This window comes from Novosphingobium subterraneum (assembly GCF_000807925.1).
Classification (GTDB): Bacteria; Pseudomonadota; Alphaproteobacteria; order Sphingomonadales; family Sphingomonadaceae; genus Novosphingobium; species Novosphingobium subterraneum.
The window spans coordinates 139,403-157,413 of sequence record NZ_JRVC01000005.1 but is presented as its reverse complement, the minus strand read 5'-3'; the positions used below and the strand labels follow the sequence as shown (position 1 = coordinate 157,413).

Sequence of the window (18,011 nt, the reverse complement as noted above, 5' to 3'; positions counted from 1 at the left end):
CATGTCTTCCACCGCAACTTCTTCCCCCAAGACGTTCCGCGTCAAGAGCTTCGGCTGCCAGATGAACGTCTATGATGGCGAGCGCATGGCCGAACTCTTGGCAGCAGAAGGAATGTCTGCCGCCCGCGACGGGGATGACGCCGACCTCGTCGTTCTAAACACCTGCCACATCCGCGAGAAAGCGACCGAAAAGGTCTATTCCGATATCGGCCGGCTGCGCCGGGAAGATGGCTCGGCACCCATGATCGCAGTCGCGGGTTGCGTGGCCCAGGCTGAAGGCGAGGAAATCATGACCCGCGCGCCAAGCGTGAAGGTGGTGGTCGGCCCGCAATCGTACCACCGCTTGCCGGAAATGGTTGCCGAGGCCACTTCCGGAAAGCGCGCCACCGAAACCGACATGCCGGCAGAGGCCAAGTTTGCGGCCTTGCCCAAGCGCCGCAAGTCAGCCCCCACCGCCTTCCTCACTGTGCAGGAAGGCTGCGACAAGTTCTGCACCTACTGCGTCGTGCCCTATACGCGCGGTGCGGAGATCAGCCGCCCGTTTGCCGATCTGATAGAAGAGGCGAAGCTGCTCGTTGCCGGCGGTGCGCGCGAGATCACGCTGCTTGGGCAGAACGTGAATGCGTGGACTGGAGAGGACGACAAGGGCCGCAGCATCGGCCTTGACGGGCTGGCGCGCGCCCTAGCAGCTGACCCGGACCTGAAGCGCATCCGCTACACAACCAGCCATCCCAACGACATGACCGATGGCCTGATCGCCGCGCATGGCGAACTTGAGAAGCTGATGCCTTTCCTCCACCTGCCGGTGCAGGCGGGCAGCGATCGTGTGCTCAAGGCGATGAACCGCAGCCACACCGCAGACAGCTACCTCAAGGTGCTCGACCGGATCCGAGCCGCCCGGCCCGACATCGCGCTGTCGGGCGATTTCATCGTCGGTTTCCCGGGGGAGACTGATGCAGAATTCGAGGAAACGCTGCGTCTCGTCGACGCCGTCGGCTATGCGCAGGCGTTCAGCTTCAAGTATTCCGCCCGCCCCGGCACCCCGGCTGCGACGATGCCCGACCATGTTCCGGCAGCAGTGATGGACGAGCGCCTTCAGCGCCTGCAAGCGGCGCTCAACCGCGATCAATTGGCTTTCAATCAGGGCAGCGTCGGCAAGACCTGCGAAGTCCTCGTCGAACGCAAGGGCAAGCATCCCGGCCAGTGGCTCGGCAAATCGCCCTGGCTGCAATCCGTGCACTTCGCCGGCGAAGCCGAGATCGGCCAGATGGTTACGGTGAAGCTTGTTGAAGCCGGTCCGAACTCGCTGGCAGGTCAGCTCGTCTAATTGCCCTGTGCAAAGTCTGCGCGCGCGTCTTGTGCGCGCAACTTCCGTTCCTATGCTCTGAATCAGGCCCAAACCTGAAAGGAGCTCATGGCCCGTAAACCCCATCGCGCCGACGAGGCGCATCATCGCCCGGAAACACAGCATCGCCGTGCCCGGGTCGAGGTCGAGTTTGACGAGCAGACCGTGCTTGGCGCCCTGTTCGGCCAATTCGACACCAATCTCGTGCAGATCGAGAATCGGCTGGGAGTTTACATTTCGGCGCGCGGCAACCGCGTGCTGATCGAAGGGCCCGACGACGCTGTCGCCCGAGCGCGCGACGTGCTGAAGGGCATGCATCAGCGGCTGCTGTCGGGGCAGGAACTTGATTCCGGCGCGGTCGAATCGCTGATCGCGATGAGCGTCGAGCCGACACTTGAGGGCATCATCACCGGGGCGCCGGGTGGTGCGCCGCCGATCATGATCCGCACGCGCAAGAAAACCATCATTCCGCGCAGTCCGACGCAGATCGACTACATGAAGGCGTTGATCAGCCACGACGTGATCTTCGCGCTCGGTCCGGCGGGTACCGGCAAGACCTACCTCGCCGTAGCGCAGGCCGTAGCGCAACTGATCTCCGGTTCAGTACAACGCCTGATCCTGTCACGCCCGGCTGTGGAAGCCGGCGAACGCCTCGGCTTCCTGCCCGGCGACATGAAGGAGAAGGTCGACCCCTACCTTCGTCCGCTCTATGACGCGCTGTACGATTGCATGCCGCCCGAACAGGTCGAGCGCCGCATTGCGAGCGGCGAAATCGAGATCGCGCCCATCGCCTTCATGCGCGGGCGCACGCTCGCGGATGCCTTCGTCATCCTCGACGAAGCGCAGAACACCACGCCTGCACAAATGAAGATGTTCCTCACCCGCTTTGGCCAGAACAGCCGCATGGTGATCTGCGGTGACCCCAAGCAGGTCGACTTGCCCGGCGGTGTCGGCGCCAGCGGCCTGAACGACGCGGTACAGCGTCTCGAAGGGGTCGAAGGCATCGCAACGGTGCGCTTCAATACCGCCGACGTGGTGCGCCATCCAATCGTCGGACGCATTGTCGAGGCATATGAAGGGAAGGACGCTTGAGCGCGCCAATCCTTGAAATCGACATCGATCCGGTCTGGGGCGAGGAAACCGATTGGGAGGACCTCGCCAATCGCGCCGCTGAAGCCACGGCGCAGATCGCCGGCGAACTGGCGCACGAGAACCTGCTGGTCAGCCTCGTCATGGCCGATGACGAGGAAGTTCACGCGCTCAACAAGCAGTGGCGCGCCAAGGACAAGCCGACCAATGTCCTGTCCTTCCCGATGTTGAGTCGCGAGGAAGTCCTTCATGCGGCGCGGGATACCGACGCGCCTGGAATGCTCGGCGACCTGATCCTTGCGCACGGGGTGTGCACGCGCGAAGCGGCGGAAAAGGGCGTGTCGGTAGAGGTCCATGCCACCCATCTGGTAGTTCATGGCCTGCTCCATCTTGCCGGCTACGACCACGAACTGGGTGAGGCCGAAGCCGAGGAAATGGAGAATCTGGAGCGGAAGGCGCTTGCGCTGATGGGCATTGCCGACCCATATGCGGTCGAAGACTGAACAAGTGAGGGAATACGACAGTGCCCGAGGGCAATGGCTCCGCCGGCGACAGCCGGTCGGGAGACGGAGACAGTAGCAGTAGTCGCGCCCTGTGGCGCGCGATCAGGGCCTTCTTCAGAGGTCCGGACCACGATCAATCGCTCCGCGCACAGATCGAGGAAGCGATCGACGAGCACGAGGGCGAGGTCCATCAGGATAACGGCAGCAACGGCAACGGCGACCTTGTTCCGCTCGAGCGCCAGATGCTGCGCAACCTGCTTCACTTCAGCGAACACGACGCCGATGACGTAGCCATTCCGCGCGGCGAGATCATCGCCGTGCCAGCCTCGGCGACGTTCGAGGAGATGGTCGCGTCCTTTGCCGAGCACGGCCACAGCCGCCTGCCCGTCTATGGCGAATCGCTCGACGAGATCGTCGGCATGATCCACGTGAAGGACGTTTTCGTCATCATCGCTGGCATGATGCTGTCGAACAAGCAGCCGCCCAAGGACTGGACGAGCCTGATGCGACAGCCTCTGTTCGTGCCGCAGGCCAGGGGCGCACTTGACGTATTGGCCGACATGCGCAGCCGCCGTACGCATCTTGCAGTGGTGATCGACGAGTATTCGGGCACAGATGGCATCATCACCATCGAAGACCTGGTCGAGGAAATCATCGGCGAGATCGAGGACGAACACGACGATGCGCCCGAAGAACTGCTCCGCAGGATCGATCCTGATACCTGGGATGCCGATGCGCGGGCAGAACTGGATGACGTCGCGGACACCGTCGATCCAAGGCTTGCGGAAGTGGAGGAAGACGTGGATACGCTCGGCGGTCTGGCCGTGGTATTGGCAGGCGAAGTGCCGCCTGTCGGTCGCGTGCTTGAACATGCCAGTGGTTGGCGGCTTGAAGTGACCGGAGGCGATGAACGGCGCCTCACCCGCCTCAGGCTGCATGCGCCACAGGCAGTGCTGGCCGAAGAAGAATAGGACGAAGAGATGATCCGCCGCCTGCCCCCACTGCGTTCGCTCGAGGCGTTCATTCGCGTCGTGCGCGCAGGCTCGGCCAAGACGGCGGCCGCGGAACTTGCGCTAAGTCCTTCGGCCCTGTCGCGTCGTCTCGGCGCGCTTGAGGATTTCATCGGCAAGCCGCTGTTCGAACGCAAGCATCAGGCGCTGAAGCTCACTGAAGAAGGCCAGCAGCTTTACGATGCCGTTGCTCCGCTGATCGACGAGATGGCAGACCGCGTCGATCGACTGATCGATACCGGCAAGGTCATGCGCCTGCGGCTTGGCGTCCTGCCGCTGTTCGGCAGCCAGCGCCTGTTTCCGCGCCTCGGCGAACTGCGCAAGCTTCATCCGCAGTTGCACATCGATATCGATTCAGGCCACGCCGCCGAGACCAAGCTTGGCGACACCATCGATGCCGCCATCGTCCTTTCGGAAGGGCCGGACGCCTCTCTGCATTCGGTGCGCCTTGATCACAACCGGGTCCACGCGATAACTTCGCGCGAATTGGCCGCCGAGCTTGGCGAGCGTCCCGATATAGCCAAGCTCTCCAAGCAAACCTTCCTTGTACATAATGACCTTCCCGCCAGCTTCGAGGCATGGAAGAAAGCGCTACACCTCGAAAAACTCGAACCGGCCGCGATCGATCACTTCGATTCCGGTCAGCTGATCCTCGAGGCAGCGGCGCAGGGTCTTGGCATCGCGATCATGCACGATGACCATTACCATCGCAGCCATGATTCCCGCCTCGCCCGGCTTTACGATATCGATGTCGACAGTCCCTATTCGTACTGGTTCGTATGCCGCCCGCGGGCGCTGCAATCGCGGCCGGTGCGCCTGTTCCACGACTGGATGCTGAAGGCAGGGCTTTGAGCGCCAGCCGCCGCCGCGCCGTTGCGGTGAAGATCCACTGCCCGATTTCTGCCCTGACACTCACTGCATTGCTCAATGGCGAGGGCGACGCGATCGAACGCGACCCCGCCGCAGCTGCCATGCTCGCCGTGATCCGCGCCGACAATCCCTTGGGTGACTTCAAGCTCTACAATGGCGTTTGCGAGATATCGCCGGGATGGGAAAGCTACCAGCCCGGGCCGGACGCCAAGCCGACGATGGGAAGTGCGGGTGAGCGCGCCCTCTCGCCGACCGCGATCATTACGACCTACGCCGATGCGGACGCAGACCTCGCGCCCGCACTCGATGCGCTCATGGCTGCGCACCCTTGGGAGATACCGGTCATCGAACTGTCCGAGGTACAGCTACTGGTGCGCTGAAGAAGATCTTTGCCTCTTGTCCGATAGCTGGAGCCCTGCGCTACACGATCCGCTGGAGCGATCAGGCGCCGCATCTGACAGACTATTGGATCGAGCCATCCGATTGCCTGCCGCTACTGCCGGTCCTGCCCTCAATAGGAGAGCGCTACGAGTTGATGGAACTTTCGCGCTCGCCCGGCAACTCGCGCTGAGGGGCGGACGGGATCATCGGCCAGCTCAGTGCGCGCAAGCCAACGCCTCCACCACGTCTTCCAGCCGCGCCGGATCTCCCAGTGCGATCACGTGGCCGTCCGAACCGGCATGCAAGGGATCGCCATTCCAGTCGGCCATCGTGCCACCGGCACCTTCGACAATCGGCACCAGCGCGGCCCAGTCGTGAAGCTTGAGGTTCGCCTCACAGACAACGTCGAGCTGCCCCGTGGCGAGCATGGCGTAATTGTAGCAATCGCCACCCATCACCATGCGCTTGTGATCGGTTTTCGCAGCAAGGCCCATGAAGTGCCCGCCATCGTGGTCGTCGAAATAATGCGGCCCGGTCGTCGCCAGCGTGGCTTCTGACAGTTCACGACAGATTCGCGTCTGCACCGGTTTGCCGTTAAGCGTAGTCCGCTTGCCCATGGCACCGACCCAGCGCTCCCCGGTGATGGGCTGGTCCAGCACGCCGAGCACCGGAAACCCTTCGACCACCAGCGCGATCAATGTGCCGAAGATCGGACGGCCGGCCAGGAAACCCGCTGTTCCGTCGATCGGATCAAGCACCCAGCTCCGACCCGACGAACCGGCGGTCGAACCGAATTCCTCGCCAATGATGGTGTCGCGCGGCACCTCTGCCGTCAAGATGCGCCGCATGGCCTCTTCAGCCGCACGGTCAGCCAGGGTTACCGGCGTAGCGTCGCCCTTCCGCTCGGCGGCTACTGTGCGGAAGTGCGGGCGAATGGCCTCCGCCGCCGCGTCGGCGAGACGCATGGCAAGGGCGATGTCGTTTTCAAGCTTCATCCCCCGGCTCTGCCTGCTTTCAACCAATACGGTCAACCCGCAAGACCAGAATCGGCATTGGACAAATGTGCCTGCGCAATTTTAAGGAAGGCGTGACAAACCGCACGCATGAAAGGTTTTTGGGGCGCTAGACCTTCATGCACCGATTGTCTTGGGGGCACGCTAGATGAGTCGCAGCAACAGGCCGGGCGTTGATCGCGCGATAGTTTCGCCGATCGCAACGCGCGATGGCCAGCCGATTTCCTACAGCCGGGCCCCGGCTCCCGACCTCGATCGCTGGATTGGAAGGCTCTACGTCACCATCGTCGGGACCCCGCCTGAACATCGCCTAGACTGTGGACTGTTGAGCGATTTCGCGTGCATCCGGATTCAGTTGCGCGGCAAGTGGGAGGCCACCACGGCGGATGGCGTGCGCACTTCCGAGCAAGCGGCAATGCTGTTCGGTCCACATTCTCGTCGGATGCCGATCAGCGTCACCGGCAGCTTCATCAGCATCGGCATCTTCCTGCGACCTGGCGTCTGTCATGCGCTGCGGGGTCCGGACATTGCCACGCTGACAGACAGGCTGGCCCCTTTCGCCGATCTGGGGATGCCGGAACAGCGCTGGTTAGACCTGTTCGATCCCGATGCGTCGCCGGAAGACTGGGTCAAGGCCATGGAATGCGAGATGCGCAGCCTGATCGCTGATCGCGCCGTGCGCGAGCCGGATCCGATTTCAGCCCACTTCGAGGCCGCCGCATTTGCCGATCCCACGATCAGCGTTGCACGGCTTGCCGAAAAGCTGGGCGTGACGCAGCGTCGGCTGGAAAGGATAGCTCACCGCGACTTCGGCATGCCACCCAAGCAGGTCTTGCGGCGTGCCCGCGCGCTCGACATGGCGAGTCACCTGCGCGGCGTGGCAGATCAAGAAGAGGCCGAGGCAATTGCCTTGCGCTATTATGACCAGAGCCACCTGATACGCGAATTCACCGCTCTGTTCGGGATGAGCCCGCGCCAGTTCGTCGACCGCCCTCAGCCACTTATGACGTTGGGCCTTGAAACACGGCAGGCCCGCAGGCTGGAGGAAATACGCAGGCTGGAACCCGGCGAGGTCAAGCCCTGGGAGTGACCAGCATTGCGCGCTTCCGCTTCACCACCTAGGCTCAGGCATGGCCAGGGCTGACCGTCTCGAACGTCTCGACAAACGCCGCTCCGAAATGGAAGCGGACTATCGCGCTGTGCTGATCCAAGCGCTTGAAGTGACCGCGGCGGGCAAGTGGGGCCTGTTCGATCACAACGCGGACAAGATAATGCGCGCCGCCACTGCACCGATTATCGACAACCTCACCGAGATTGCCGACGAGATCGCTGAGGCGCGCGAGGCCTTGTTCATGGAGCCGTTCACCCTCCACGACGAGTTCATGGCTTCCCGCGGCAAGCCTCCGGCCAATGCTGTGGGCGAGCCGAAGCAGGCTCGCGCATGGCTGGAGCGCCTGAAAAACGGCTGACTTGCGGCAGGATCAGTCGAACAGGCTGGAAACCGAGCTTTCGTCGGCAATGCGGCGCACGGCCTCGCCGATCAGCGGGGCAATCGTCAGCACGCGGATGCGGTCGGAAGCGGCGGTCGCTTCGGTCGGCATGATCGTGTCGGTGATCACCAGTTCCTTGAGCGCGGAATTGCTGACGCGCGCCACTGCGCCGCCCGAAAGCACGCCGTGGGTAATGTAGGCCGAGACGCCCGCCGCGCCTTCGTCCATCAGTGCCTGCGCTGCGTTGCACAGCGTGCCGCCCGAATCGATGATGTCGTCGATCAGGATGCACATGCGGCCCTTGACGTCGCCGATGATGTTCATGACTTCGGACTGGCCGGGGCGGTCGCGGCGCTTGTCGACGATGGCGAGCGGCGCGTTGTTCAGGCGCTTGGCCAGCGAACGTGCACGGACCACACCGCCGACGTCGGGCGACACTACCATCAGTTCCTGCGTACCGTAGCGGGTCTGGATGTCGGCTGCCATCACCGGGGCTGCAAACAGGTTGTCGGTCGGGATGTCGAAGAAGCCCTGGATCTGGCCGGCGTGGAGGTCCACCGCCAGCACGCGATCGGCGCCTGCCTGCGTGATCAGGTTGGCAACGAGCTTGGCCGAGATCGGCGTACGCGGCCCGGGCTTGCGGTCCTGGCGGGCATAGCCGAAGTAGGGGACAACCGCCGTGATGCGCTTTGCCGAAGCACGGCGAAGCGCGTCGATGCAGATCAGCAGTTCCATTAGGTTGTCGTTCGCCGGGTAGGCGGTGGACTGGACGACGAAGACGTCCTCGCCACGGACGTTCTCGTGGATTTCCACGAAAACTTCCTCGTCAGCGAAGCGGCGCACGCTGGCGTCGGTCAGCGGCATTTCGAGATAGGCCGAAATGGCGCGGGCGAGCGGCAGGTTGGAGTTGCCGGCCATGATCTTCATTGCGTGCGATTCCCTCGGATTCGATCCCCAACGCGCCCTTAGCCCATGATGACAGCTTTGCAACTCTTGGCAGCCATGGGCGTTGCCGCCCAGCGAACAGTCCCTTAGGAGTTGGGCCATGGCCGATACGCTTCGCATCACGCTCGCCCAACTCAACCAGTCGGTTGGGGATCTCGCCGCCAATGTCGCGGCCATGCTTGCCGTGCGGGAGAGCAACCCGGATTCGGACCTGATCGTCTATCCGGAACTGATGCTGATCGGCTATCCGCCGGAAGACCTGATCATGAAGCCGGCCCTGATCGAGCGAGCTGCCACCGAACTCGAAAAGCTGGCCAAGGTCACTGCAGATGGCGGCCCCGCCATGCTCGTGGGCTCGGTTTTCGTCCGCGATGGTGACCTCCACAATGGCGTCGCCCTGCTCGAAGGCGGTCGCATCGCAGCCACCCGCTTCAAGTACGAATTGCCCAATTACGGCACGTTTGACGAAAAGCGCTATTTCATGCCCGGCCCCTTGCCGGAGCCCGTGCTGTTCAAGGGCGCGATGCTGGGACTGCCGATCTGCGAGGACATCTGGCACCCCGACGTCTGTCGCCACCTCGCCGACCTCGGCGCCGAAATCTTCATCTGCATCAACGGCAGCCCTTACGAGATCGACAAGGACGTGCTGCGCATCGACGGCGTGGCCAAGCGCCGCGCGATCGATACCGGCATCCCGCTGGCCTACCTTAACCGCGTCGGCGGGCAGGACGAGATCGTGTTCGATGGGGCGAGCTTCGTCGTCGGCCCCGAAGGCGCGCTGTGGGTGCAGATGCCGGACTGGGAAGAATCCGTCGTCACCACCGTCTGGACCCAGACCGCTGTCGGCTCCGGTTCGCGCTGGCGCTGCGAACCCGGCGTCGATCACGAACTCGCCGAGCATCCCGAAGACATCTACTGCGCCATGGTCATGGCCCTGCGCGACTATGTGAACAAGAACCGCTTCCCCGGCGTTGTCCTTGGGCTGTCTGGCGGCATCGATTCGGCGATCTGCGCGGCCATTGCCGTCGATGCTCTTGGCCCCGATCGCGTGTGGTGCGTCATGCTGCCAAGCCGCTACACTTCGCAGGAGAGCCTCGACGACGCTGCGGGTTGCGCGCAAATGCTCGGCGTCCGGCTCGACACTGTGCCGATCGCTCCGGCTGTCGATGCCTTTGACGGCATGCTCGCCCCGGTGTTCGCCGGCAAGCAGCCCGACCTTACCGAAGAGAACATCCAGTCGCGCATTCGTGGCGTGACCCTGATGGCACTGTCGAACAAGTTCGGCCCGATGCTGGTCACCACCGGCAACAAGAGCGAAATGAGCGTCGGCTACGCCACGATCTATGGCGACATGAACGGCGGCTACAACCCGCTGAAGGACGCCTACAAGACCACGGTCTTTGCCGTGTCCGAATGGCGAAACGCGCATCGCCCAAAGATTGGCCTGGGTCCTGATGGCCTGGTCATGCCGCAGCGGATCATCACCAAGCCGCCAAGCGCCGAATTGCGCCCCGACCAGAAGGATTCGGACTCACTCCCGCCTTACGACGTGCTCGATGCGATCCTGCAGGGGCTGGTGGAGAACGAGAAGAGCGTCGACCAGATCGTGGCCGAAGGGCATGACCGCGCGACCGTCAGCCGCATCGAACGGCTGCTCAACATCGCTGAATACAAGCGCCGCCAGGCCCCTCCTGGCGTGAAGCTGGGCGCGCGCAACTATGGGCGCGACCGGCGTTATCCGATAACCCACGGTTTCCGAACCGGAACCTGACATCCTCCATCCCGTAGTTGTTTTGTCATTCAACTATCTGGGAATATTCACGAATGCGCAAAAGCTCCCGCCTCAAGGGAAGCGGCTATCTGGTGTCGAGCGTCAGCGTCGTTCTGCTCGGCGTGCCCGCGCTCAAGTCCGCCCAAGACGAGCCACTGATGCTTGCTTTCATGCTTGCCGGCATGCTGCTGTCAATCGTCGGCATGGCGCTTCGCTGGCGATCCCACCGCGTAGCGGCGACTAGGGAGTAGTTGCGAACGATTCGCATTGACCTGAGCCAAGCTCATGTTAACTTGCGAATCGTTCGCAAGAAAGGATGTGCAATGCCTGCAGGCCAGTCCTCCACCCGCTACTCCGCCCTGATCGACAGCATGGCCCGCCCACAGGACGTGCGCGGCCTGTCGCTGAAGGGCCTGCACGTGACCATGGCGATGCGACTGTGTGCACTGTTTGAAGCCTCTGGCCGCGATCCCGTGCCCGACCTTGCCCAGCGCTACCGCTCCATCGAAGCGGCCTGCGCCGTCCACGGGCTCGTGCAGACGATCAAGCAGGTCTGGCCCGAACCGTTCCTGGTCAACCGCCCCTGTTGTCTTGCCATGACGCCGGACGAGACCACTCTTGCAGCCCTTGCCCGCGCCGCCGTCTCGGGCAAGCGCGAAGCCTTCTCGGAAAGCATCGCGGGCTTTGTCCGCGCTGACCGCCACGAAGCGCTCTACAACGCGACGATCCATGCCGTGGCGCTGATACCCTAGAGTCCCCGGCCTTCCCCTTGCAGCAGCGGCGCGCTAGGGCAGCGCGCATGACCACGGTAACCCGCTTCGCCCCTTCGCCCACCGGCAAGCTTCATGTCGGCAACGTCCGCACTGCGCTCCACAGCTGGCTTCTGGCGAAGAAGACCGGCGGCCGATTCCTGCTGCGCATCGACGATACCGATGCCGAGCGCAGCCGCGAGGAGCATGTCGATTCCATCCGTGCCGACCTTGCCTGGCTCGGCCTGACCTACGACGGCGAGGAGCGCCAGTCGCTGCGCACCGAACTCTACGAGCGCGAGTTCCAGCGTCTGGTCGACGCGGGCCGCATCTACCGTTGCTACGAGACTGCACAGGAACTGGACCTCAAGCGCAAGATTCTGCTCGGCCGCGGCCTGCCACCGATTTACGATCGCGCCGCGCTCAAGCTGACCGAGGCTGACCACGCCGCAAAAGCCGCTGCGGGCGAAACCCCTCACTGGCGCTTCCTGCTCGATCACGTACAGCCGATTACCTGGGAAGACGGTATTCGCGGCCCCCAGAACTTTGATCCGCGCCAGATGTCCGACCCAGTGATCCGCCGCGCTGACGGCTCCTGGCTCTACATGCTCCCCTCGGCAATCGACGACATTGCCATGGGCATTACCGATGTGCTGCGCGGCGAAGATCACGTCTCGAACACCGCCACGCAGCTTCAGATGTTTACCGCTCTTGGTGCCCGGCCTCCCCGGTTTGCCCATGAAGCGCTGCTGACCGGAAGCGAGGGCAAGCTGTCCAAGCGCCTCGGCGCATTGGGGATGGCCGATTTTCGCGAACAGGGCATCGAACCGGAGGCAATTGTCGCCTTGCTCGCCCGCCTTGGCACGTCCGATCCGGTCGATCCGTCACTCGATGCTGCTGCACTGGCTGAGAACTTCGACCTGTCCCGCTTCGGCCGCGCACCGGCCCGCTTCGACGAAGCCGACCTCCACCGCGTGAACGCCCAGATCGTTCACCGCCTGCCATACGCCCGCGTTGCCCATCTTCTGCCCGAAGGCATGGGCCAAACTGCTTGGGATGCCATCCGCCCCAATCTCGCCCATATCGACGAGGCGAAGGACTGGTGGCAGGTCGTGACCGGACCGGTGACCGTGCCTGCGTTCGACGAGGAAACCCGCGCCTACCTGGCGCAAGCCGCCCAGGTTGCAATCACACTCGACTGGTCTGCCGAGCCGTGGCGCGCATTGACCAGCGCCCTCAAGGACAGCACCGGCCGCAAGGGCAAGTCCCTGTTCCTGCCGCTGCGTCAAGCGCTGACGGGCCATGACCACGGACCCGAAATGGCCGCCCTCCTGCCGCTGATCGCGCAGGACGAGGCAGTGCGGCGGCTGAAGTTTTAATTTCCAACCCGCTCGTCCTGAGCCTGTCGAAGGACGCTGGCATTGCGCCGGATGCTTCGACAAGCTCAGCATGAGCGGGCTCAAGTCAATCATTGACAAGCACGGCGCCAATGAAAAAGGGGCGGCAGCCGTCAGGCCCCGCCCCTCTTTTCTTGACCAGCAGTCCAATCAGGCAGCGACGACCTTCGCTTCCTTGATCACGCCCGGGTTCGCCGGCGGCTCACCCTTGGGCAGCGCGTCGATCAGGTCCATGCCGCTCTCGACCTGGCCCCACACGGTGTACTGCTTGTCGAGGAAGCGTGCATCGTCAAAGCAGATGAAGAACTGGCTGTTGGCCGAATGCGGATAGCTCGTGCGAGCCATCGAGCACACGCCGCGGACGTGAGGTTCATCGTTGAATTCGGCCTTGAGGTCTGGCTTGCTCGAACCGCCCATGCCGGTGCCCTGCGGGCAGCCGCCCTGCGCCATGAAGCCCGGAATCACGCGGTGGAACTTCACGCCGTTGTAGAAGCCCTCGTTCGCCAGTTCCTTGATGCGCTCGACGTGGCCGGGGGCCAGATCGGGACGCAGCTTGATCACGACATCGCCGGAATCGAGCGTGAGGACCAGTTTTTCGTCAGCCATTAGTCGCAATCCTTGCTTGTTTGCGCGCCGATATAAGGCTTCCGAAAATAAAGTCACGCATAGGTCTGCCGACTGGTTGCAATTGCCGCATCAGCCGGTAACCCGCCCCTATGGAGCGCGACGACGACATCATCGACAGCCTGCTCCCCGACGTGGACGATGCGCCCGCGCCGGCCGAACCCTCGCGCAATTCCGAAAGCCTTGACGAGGAGGACAATACCCTTCGTCCCAGCTTCGTCCGCCGCGTCGCCGAGGCACTCGAAGCCGGTGACGACGAGACCGTCTACAATCTTGTCGAACCGCTCCACCCGGCCGATATCGCCGACCTTTTCGAGCTGATCGACCAGGATGACCGCGTCAAGCTGGCCCGGGCGATCAACGACCTCATGGGCGGCGAGGTTCTTGCCGAGCTCAACGATCACGTCCGCGAACTGCTGGTCGAAGAGCTCGAGCCCGAGGAAGTCGCCGACCTAGCCGAGCAGATGGAGACGGACGACGCCGTCGCCCTGATCGAGGACCTCGACGAGGAAGACCAGCAGGCCGTCCTGGCCGAGATGGAACCGGAAGATCGCGCCGCGATCGAATCCGCGCTGTCCTATCCGGAAGAAACCGCCGGCCGCCTGATGAGCCGCGATCTTATCGCGGTGCCCGAGGCGATGACCGTCGGTGACCTGATCGACTACCTGCGCCGCGACGACGAACTGCCCACCGAATTCTGGGAAGTGTTCATCGTCGACCACAAGCATCATCCGGTCGGCACCTGCAGCCTTTCATGGATCCTGCGCGCGCCGCGGAGCGTTCCGCTGGCCGACGTGATGAAGCGCGACCAGACGCTGATCCCGGTCTCGATGGATCAGGAAGAAGTCGCGCTGCGCTTCCAGAAATACGCGCTGATTTCAGCCGCGGTGGTGGACGAAAGCGGCCGCCTCGTCGGCCAGATCACCGTCGACGATATCGTCCACATCATTCAGGAAGAGGCGAGCGAGGACATCCTGCGCCTGTCCGGTGCCGGCGATGGCGACATCAACGAGCCGATCCTGCTCACCGTTCGCACCCGGCTGACCTGGCTGGTGGTCAACCTTGGCACGGCGCTGGTTGCCGCCTCGGTCGTCGGCATGTTCCAGGGCGCCATCGCCCGCTTTGCCTTGCTCGCAGTGCTGATGCCGATCGTGTCGGGAATGGGCGGCAATGCCGGAACGCAGACACTGGCCGTGGTCGTGCGCGCAATTGCCACCAATCAGCTGACCAGTTCGAACACGATCCGCATGATCCTGCGCGAGTTGCGAATCGCGGCCACCAACGGCGCGGCGCTGGGTATCCTGATCGGGCTGGGCACGGGTCTCCTGTTTGCCAACCCGCTGCTCGGTGCCGTCATCGGCTCGGCCATGGTCATCAACAACCTTGTGGCCGGCCTTGCCGGTATTCTGGTTCCGGTCACGCTTGATCGGCTCAAGGTGGATCCGGCTGTCTCTTCGGCCGTATTCGTGACCATGGCGACCGATGTCATGGGCTTCTTCTCGTTCCTCGGCCTCGCCGTGCTGAGCGGCCTTGCCTGATCCGGAAGAAGTTTCATGCCCCTGCACATGACCAAGGTGGCCTACGGCGCCCAATCACTGGCCGAGATCCACGAATGGTTCTCGGACACCGGCCGTCGCGGTGGCGCGAAAGTTGCCTATCTCACCACGCGCAACCGCCCGAAGCGCGCCGAGGAAATGATCGGCGGCTCGCTTTACTGGATCCACAAGCATCAGCTTGTCGCGCGATCGGAGATCGTCGGTTTCGAGGAAGCCGAAGGCGGCCGCACAAACATTGTCGTCAGCACCCGCCTGATCGATGTCCACCCCAAGCCCCGCCGCGCGCATCAGGGCTGGCGCTATCTCGAAGAAGCAGATGCCCCGGCTGATCTGGGTGACGGAGAAGCGGGCGAAGTCCTGCCCGCCCAGATTGCTTCGGAACTCGCCAAGCTTGGATTGGTCTAGGCTTTCCCGGCCGCTTCGCGAGCCAGGACCTTGCGGATCAGGTCGCTGTAGACTTCAGGCTCCTGCGCGCCGGGCACAATCAACTTGCCGTTGATTACCACCGCCGGCACGCCTGTGACGTTCCAGTCCCAAGCCTGCCGCTCCTCGGCGGTGACGATCGCATCGATCTGCGGGTCGATCATCGCCTGCAGCGCGTTAAGCCGTGGCAGGCCGACGCTCTCTGCAACCTCGGCCAGCACTTCCGGGTCAGACACGTTGCGCCGCGCCTGAAAGTGCGCGTCGAACAGCGCGCGTTTGAGCGCCTGCTGACGCTCCGGCCCGAAAGCACGCAGGGCCCAAGTCAGTAGCCGGTGCGCCATCCGCGTGTTCCACATCATCGCGGGTGGAGCATCACCTTCGCCGGTGTAATCGAACGAATAGCCCGCGCGCTCGGCGGCCTGCCGCAAGGTTTCGCGCACGCCTGCCGACTGCTCTGCCGTGCGGCCATACTTGCGCTGGATATGCGCGGCTTGCTCCTCGCCTTCCTCGGGCATGTCGGGGTTGAGCTCGAACGGATGGAAGCGCACGGTCGCATCCACTTCGCCGTCCATGCTGGCCAGCGCCTTGTCGAGCTGCTTCAGCCCGATCACGCACCACGGGCACATCACGTCCGACCAGATGTCGAGCGTGACATTTGCAGGCGCGCTCATTGCGACAACCACCACTTGAGCAGGTGATGCGCCACGGCGAACGGCGGCGGCGCAATGAAAGCGCCGTCCTCGGCACCACTCATCGCATAACGGACTTCCTCGCGGGTGAACCACCGCGCGTCATCGAGTTCGGTCGCGTCGATGGTGATTTCCCGCTGCGTGGTGAAGGCGTGGCAAGCAATCATCAACGACGAAGGGAATGGCCAGGGCTGGCTCGCCACATAGCGCACCTCATCTACCTTCACCCCTGCCTCTTCCTGCACCTCGCGGCGAACCGCGTCCTCAAGGCCCTCCCCCGGCTCGACGAAACCCGCCAGCGCCGAATAGCGCCGGGGCGGAAAGCGTGGCTGACGGCCGAGCAGCAGTTCGCCCTCGCACTCGACCGTCATGATTGTCACCGGATCGACACGCGGAAAGTGTTCGCTCTTGCATGCCTCGTTGCTGCAGGTACGTTGCCAGCCGCCCTTGGCCAGCCTCGTCGCCGATCCGCAGCGAGCGCAGAAGCGGTGCCGCGCATGCCAGTCGACCAGGCTGCGCGCTCCGCCATAGATCGAAAGGTCGCCCGTCGAGAGTGATCCCATCGCCGCCCACAACCGTGGATTGGGCGGCGCAACGCTTCCGACGATCGCCGGCGTCACCTGTGCAAAACAGCCGCGTCCATCTTCGCTCAGACCAAGGAACACCAGTTCCGCCTCTGGATCGGCATCGGCCAGCGTGCCCCAATCCAGCCCGCCGTCGGGCGCGATCACCGGATCGATCCCTTCCAGCCGCAGCAGCCGCGCGCGCCAGTTCATCAGGCTGCCCAGCTTGTCCGCATCGCCACGAATGTGATCGGCGCGGTCGAGTCCGCCGCCAGCAAATGCAATCGTCGTGTCCATCAGGCTGCGGCCTTCTTCCCCGTTACGTCGGCCAGCACGGCCTTCGCGAATTCCCTGTGCACCGGATAGGCATCTGACGGCATGTATTGAGTATAGACTCCCGCCCGCAGCCCGACCCGGTAATTGACGAAGCCCACAGTGCCTGCCGCCCCGGCCCAGCCATAGGTCCCGGCATCCTCGCCCAGCCCCACCGAACCGCCGGCGCCAAAGCCGTTGCCCTTGATAAAGGCCTGCGACAGGTCTGTGCCTGCCGGCAGGAGATTGCTGGTGCCGAGGCGCACGGCAGTCTCGCTCATCACCTGCCTGCCATCGATCCGCCCGAAGCCCAGCAGCATTCGCAGGAATCGGTCATAGTCGCGAGGGCTTGAAACCAGCCCTGCCCCGCCGAACGGGTAGGGCGGCTGATCGAGATAGATCGAAGCCTTGGCTGGATCGATCGGCAGCAAGGCACCCCCCACCGCGGCGTAGTTCGTGGTCAGCCGCCCCACTTCGCTCTCGGGCACGCGGAACCAGGTCGAGGTCATGCCGCAGGGGGCGAACAGCCGCTCGGCCAGAAACACGTCGAACGGCTTGCCCGATGCCACTTCGATCACCCGCCCCATCAGGTCGAGCGCAACCGAATAGCTCCACACCGTACCCGGCTCGTAGACCAGCGGCATCGTTGCCAGGACATCGGCGAACTCGGCAAGGCTGCCCAGTGGCTTGGGCGCATCCATGCCCGGAAGCCGCATGCGGCTGGCCTGCCCCGGCACAAGCCCCGCGTTGATGTATGCGTCCTTGATCGGGCCCTTCTGGATGATCGAATAGCCAAGACCTGCGGTGTGCGTCAGCAGGTGCCTAACCGTGATCTGTGACCTTGCCGGGAGCAGATCGGTCATCGAACCGTCAGGCGTGACCTGAACCTGCATCTTGCCGAAGGCAGGCAGCAGATCGGCAATCGGTTGGTCGAGCCGGAGCTTGCCTTCATCCACCAGCATCATCGCCGCCATTCCGGTAATCGGCTTGGTCATCGAATAGATGCGGAACAGGCTGTCCATCTCGATAGCTGGCGCAATCCCCTTGGCCAAAGTGCCGCGGGCGATGTCCATCGGCGCCTCGCTTGCCCCCCAGCCCAGCGCCGCGATCATGCCGGGCAGCTTGCCCGACGAGACATAGCCATCGAGCATTCCCGCAACCGTCGGAAAGCGCGCTTCCGCCGCAGCGCTTGCCCACGCCATGCGCGGCAAGGCCATGCTTCCGGCGACCAACCCGAGCGACCCGATGAACCCGCGCCGCGAAACCGAAATCTGCTGCATT

Annotated in this window: 20 protein-coding genes; 14 read left to right on the top strand and 6 right to left on the bottom strand. The window is 63.6% G+C overall.

Features of this window, described 5'->3' with window-relative positions:
* Nucleotide 1 precedes the first annotated feature (1 nt).
* The 6 genes from miaB (at nt 2) to NJ75_RS06750 (ending at nt 5,197) form a co-directional block, all read left to right on the top strand.
* On the top strand, nt 2-1,327 hold the full coding sequence (gene miaB, locus NJ75_RS06775) for a tRNA (N6-isopentenyl adenosine(37)-C2)-methylthiotransferase MiaB (protein WP_039332756.1): 1,326 nt from the start codon (nt 2-4) through the stop codon (nt 1,325-1,327).
* Between the two features lie 87 nt (nt 1,328-1,414).
* On the top strand, nt 1,415-2,437 hold the full coding sequence (locus NJ75_RS06770) for a PhoH family protein (protein ID WP_039332754.1): 1,023 nt from the start codon (nt 1,415-1,417) through the stop codon (nt 2,435-2,437).
* Nucleotides 2,434-2,937 carry an rRNA maturation RNase YbeY gene (ybeY, locus tag NJ75_RS06765; protein ID WP_039332751.1) on the top strand — a complete coding sequence of 168 codons (504 nt, stop codon included), beginning with the start codon at nt 2,434-2,436 and terminating at the stop codon, nt 2,935-2,937. The genes NJ75_RS06770 and ybeY overlap by 4 nt, the downstream gene beginning before the upstream one ends.
* A 20-nt stretch (nt 2,938-2,957) precedes the next feature.
* A complete protein-coding gene (locus NJ75_RS06760; RefSeq protein WP_039332748.1) occupies nt 2,958-3,908 on the top strand; it encodes a CBS domain-containing protein in 951 nt (316 codons plus the stop codon).
* 9 nt (nt 3,909-3,917) lie between these two features.
* Nucleotides 3,918-4,799, top strand: a complete 882-nt coding sequence (locus tag NJ75_RS06755) for a LysR substrate-binding domain-containing protein (RefSeq protein ID WP_052242137.1) — start codon at nt 3,918-3,920, stop codon at nt 4,797-4,799.
* Nucleotides 4,796-5,197 (top strand): hypothetical protein, encoded by a 402-nt coding sequence (locus NJ75_RS06750; protein WP_039332746.1) that lies wholly within the window; start codon nt 4,796-4,798, stop codon nt 5,195-5,197. The genes NJ75_RS06755 and NJ75_RS06750 overlap by 4 nt, the downstream gene beginning before the upstream one ends.
* A gap of 216 nt (nt 5,198-5,413) precedes the next feature.
* On the opposite strand, the gene NJ75_RS06745 is transcribed toward NJ75_RS06750, so the two are convergent.
* The gene (locus NJ75_RS06745) at nt 5,414-6,193 is read right to left on the bottom strand and encodes an inositol monophosphatase family protein (RefSeq protein WP_039332744.1); all 780 of its coding nucleotides are present in this window, start codon (nt 6,191-6,193) and stop codon (nt 5,414-5,416) included.
* Between the two features lie 166 nt (nt 6,194-6,359).
* On the opposite strand from NJ75_RS06745, the gene NJ75_RS06740 reads away from it, so the two are divergent.
* On the top strand, nt 6,360-7,301 hold the full coding sequence (locus NJ75_RS06740) for a helix-turn-helix transcriptional regulator (protein ID WP_039332742.1): 942 nt from the start codon (nt 6,360-6,362) through the stop codon (nt 7,299-7,301).
* 40 nt (nt 7,302-7,341) lie between these two features.
* A complete protein-coding gene (locus NJ75_RS06735) occupies nt 7,342-7,680 on the top strand; it encodes a hypothetical protein (protein WP_039332740.1) in 339 nt (112 codons plus the stop codon).
* A 12-nt stretch (nt 7,681-7,692) separates the two neighbouring features.
* Here NJ75_RS06735 and NJ75_RS06730 read toward each other — a convergent pair whose 3' ends face one another.
* Nucleotides 7,693-8,628, bottom strand: coding sequence for a ribose-phosphate pyrophosphokinase (locus NJ75_RS06730; RefSeq protein WP_039332738.1), 936 nt, complete (start codon nt 8,626-8,628; stop codon nt 7,693-7,695).
* Nucleotides 8,629-8,746: 118 nt separating this feature from the next.
* Here NJ75_RS06730 and NJ75_RS06725 point away from each other — a divergent pair, with 118 nt between their 5' ends.
* The 4 genes from NJ75_RS06725 to gltX all read left to right on the top strand — a co-directional run bounded on the left by NJ75_RS06725 (nt 8,747) and on the right by gltX (nt 12,545).
* A complete protein-coding gene (locus NJ75_RS06725) occupies nt 8,747-10,417 on the top strand; it encodes an NAD+ synthase (protein WP_039332736.1) in 1,671 nt (556 codons plus the stop codon).
* A gap of 53 nt (nt 10,418-10,470) precedes the next feature.
* Complete coding sequence (locus NJ75_RS06720) at nt 10,471-10,668, top strand: hypothetical protein (protein ID WP_039332734.1); 198 nt, start codon at nt 10,471-10,473, stop codon at nt 10,666-10,668.
* Nucleotides 10,669-10,740: 72 nt separating this feature from the next.
* Nucleotides 10,741-11,169: a hypothetical protein gene (locus tag NJ75_RS06715; RefSeq protein ID WP_039332732.1), complete on the top strand. Its 429-nt coding sequence runs from the start codon at nt 10,741-10,743 to the stop codon at nt 11,167-11,169.
* Between the two features lie 47 nt (nt 11,170-11,216).
* Entirely contained in the window at nt 11,217-12,545 is a 1,329-nt protein-coding gene (gene gltX / locus NJ75_RS06710) for a glutamate--tRNA ligase (RefSeq protein WP_039332730.1), read from the top strand.
* A gap of 168 nt (nt 12,546-12,713) precedes the next feature.
* Here gltX and NJ75_RS06705 read toward each other — a convergent pair whose 3' ends face one another.
* Entirely contained in the window at nt 12,714-13,169 is a 456-nt protein-coding gene (locus NJ75_RS06705) for a peptidylprolyl isomerase (protein ID WP_039332729.1), read from the bottom strand.
* A 110-nt stretch (nt 13,170-13,279) separates the two neighbouring features.
* Between NJ75_RS06705 and mgtE the strand changes: the two genes are divergently transcribed.
* Together mgtE and NJ75_RS06695 are read left to right on the top strand one after the other, a co-directional pair.
* A complete protein-coding gene (gene mgtE / locus NJ75_RS06700) occupies nt 13,280-14,725 on the top strand; it encodes a magnesium transporter (protein ID WP_039332727.1) in 1,446 nt (481 codons plus the stop codon).
* A gap of 15 nt (nt 14,726-14,740) precedes the next feature.
* A complete protein-coding gene (locus tag NJ75_RS06695; protein WP_039332725.1) occupies nt 14,741-15,148 on the top strand; it encodes a DUF1489 domain-containing protein in 408 nt (135 codons plus the stop codon).
* Here the strand turns inward: NJ75_RS06695 and NJ75_RS06690 are convergent.
* The 3 genes from NJ75_RS06690 to NJ75_RS06680 are packed head-to-tail and all read right to left on the bottom strand — an operon-like array spanning nt 15,145 to nt 18,010.
* The gene (locus NJ75_RS06690; RefSeq protein WP_039332723.1) at nt 15,145-15,837 is read right to left on the bottom strand and encodes a DsbA family oxidoreductase; all 693 of its coding nucleotides are present in this window, start codon (nt 15,835-15,837) and stop codon (nt 15,145-15,147) included. The two genes, NJ75_RS06695 and NJ75_RS06690, sit on opposite strands and share 4 nt — an antisense overlap.
* Nucleotides 15,834-16,715 carry an NAD(+) diphosphatase gene (gene nudC, locus NJ75_RS06685; RefSeq protein WP_174544594.1) on the bottom strand — a complete coding sequence of 294 codons (882 nt, stop codon included), beginning with the start codon at nt 16,713-16,715 and terminating at the stop codon, nt 15,834-15,836. The genes NJ75_RS06690 and nudC overlap by 4 nt, the downstream gene beginning before the upstream one ends.
* Nucleotides 16,715-18,010: a serine hydrolase domain-containing protein gene (locus NJ75_RS06680; protein ID WP_039332719.1), complete on the bottom strand. Its 1,296-nt coding sequence runs from the start codon at nt 18,008-18,010 to the stop codon at nt 16,715-16,717. The genes nudC and NJ75_RS06680 overlap by 1 nt, the downstream gene beginning before the upstream one ends.
* Nucleotide 18,011: the final 1 nt, after the last annotated feature.

Coding starts and splice junctions, on each gene's coding strand:
- NJ75_RS06740 (WP_039332742.1), top strand. CDS start 6,360: ATGAGTCGCAGCAACAGGCCGGGCGTTGATCGCGCGATAGTTTCGCCG.
- NJ75_RS06770 (WP_039332754.1), top strand. CDS start 1,415: ATGGCCCGTAAACCCCATCGCGCCGACGAGGCGCATCATCGCCCGGAA.
- miaB (WP_039332756.1), top strand. CDS start 2: ATGTCTTCCACCGCAACTTCTTCCCCCAAGACGTTCCGCGTCAAGAGC.
- NJ75_RS06705 (WP_039332729.1), bottom strand. CDS start 13,169: ATGGCTGACGAAAAACTGGTCCTCACGCTCGATTCCGGCGATGTCGTG.
- NJ75_RS06715 (WP_039332732.1), top strand. CDS start 10,741: ATGCCTGCAGGCCAGTCCTCCACCCGCTACTCCGCCCTGATCGACAGC.
- NJ75_RS06695 (WP_039332725.1), top strand. CDS start 14,741: ATGCCCCTGCACATGACCAAGGTGGCCTACGGCGCCCAATCACTGGCC.
- mgtE (WP_039332727.1), top strand. CDS start 13,280: ATGGAGCGCGACGACGACATCATCGACAGCCTGCTCCCCGACGTGGAC.
- nudC (WP_174544594.1), bottom strand. CDS start 16,715: ATGGACACGACGATTGCATTTGCTGGCGGCGGACTCGACCGCGCCGAT.
- NJ75_RS06725 (WP_039332736.1), top strand. CDS start 8,747: ATGGCCGATACGCTTCGCATCACGCTCGCCCAACTCAACCAGTCGGTT.
- NJ75_RS06690 (WP_039332723.1), bottom strand. CDS start 15,837: ATGAGCGCGCCTGCAAATGTCACGCTCGACATCTGGTCGGACGTGATG.
- NJ75_RS06755 (WP_052242137.1), top strand. CDS start 3,918: ATGATCCGCCGCCTGCCCCCACTGCGTTCGCTCGAGGCGTTCATTCGC.
- NJ75_RS06745 (WP_039332744.1), bottom strand. CDS start 6,193: ATGAAGCTTGAAAACGACATCGCCCTTGCCATGCGTCTCGCCGACGCG.
- gltX (WP_039332730.1), top strand. CDS start 11,217: ATGACCACGGTAACCCGCTTCGCCCCTTCGCCCACCGGCAAGCTTCAT.
- NJ75_RS06730 (WP_039332738.1), bottom strand. CDS start 8,628: ATGAAGATCATGGCCGGCAACTCCAACCTGCCGCTCGCCCGCGCCATT.
- NJ75_RS06735 (WP_039332740.1), top strand. CDS start 7,342: ATGGCCAGGGCTGACCGTCTCGAACGTCTCGACAAACGCCGCTCCGAA.
- NJ75_RS06720 (WP_039332734.1), top strand. CDS start 10,471: ATGCGCAAAAGCTCCCGCCTCAAGGGAAGCGGCTATCTGGTGTCGAGC.
- NJ75_RS06680 (WP_039332719.1), bottom strand. CDS start 18,010: ATGCAGCAGATTTCGGTTTCGCGGCGCGGGTTCATCGGGTCGCTCGGG.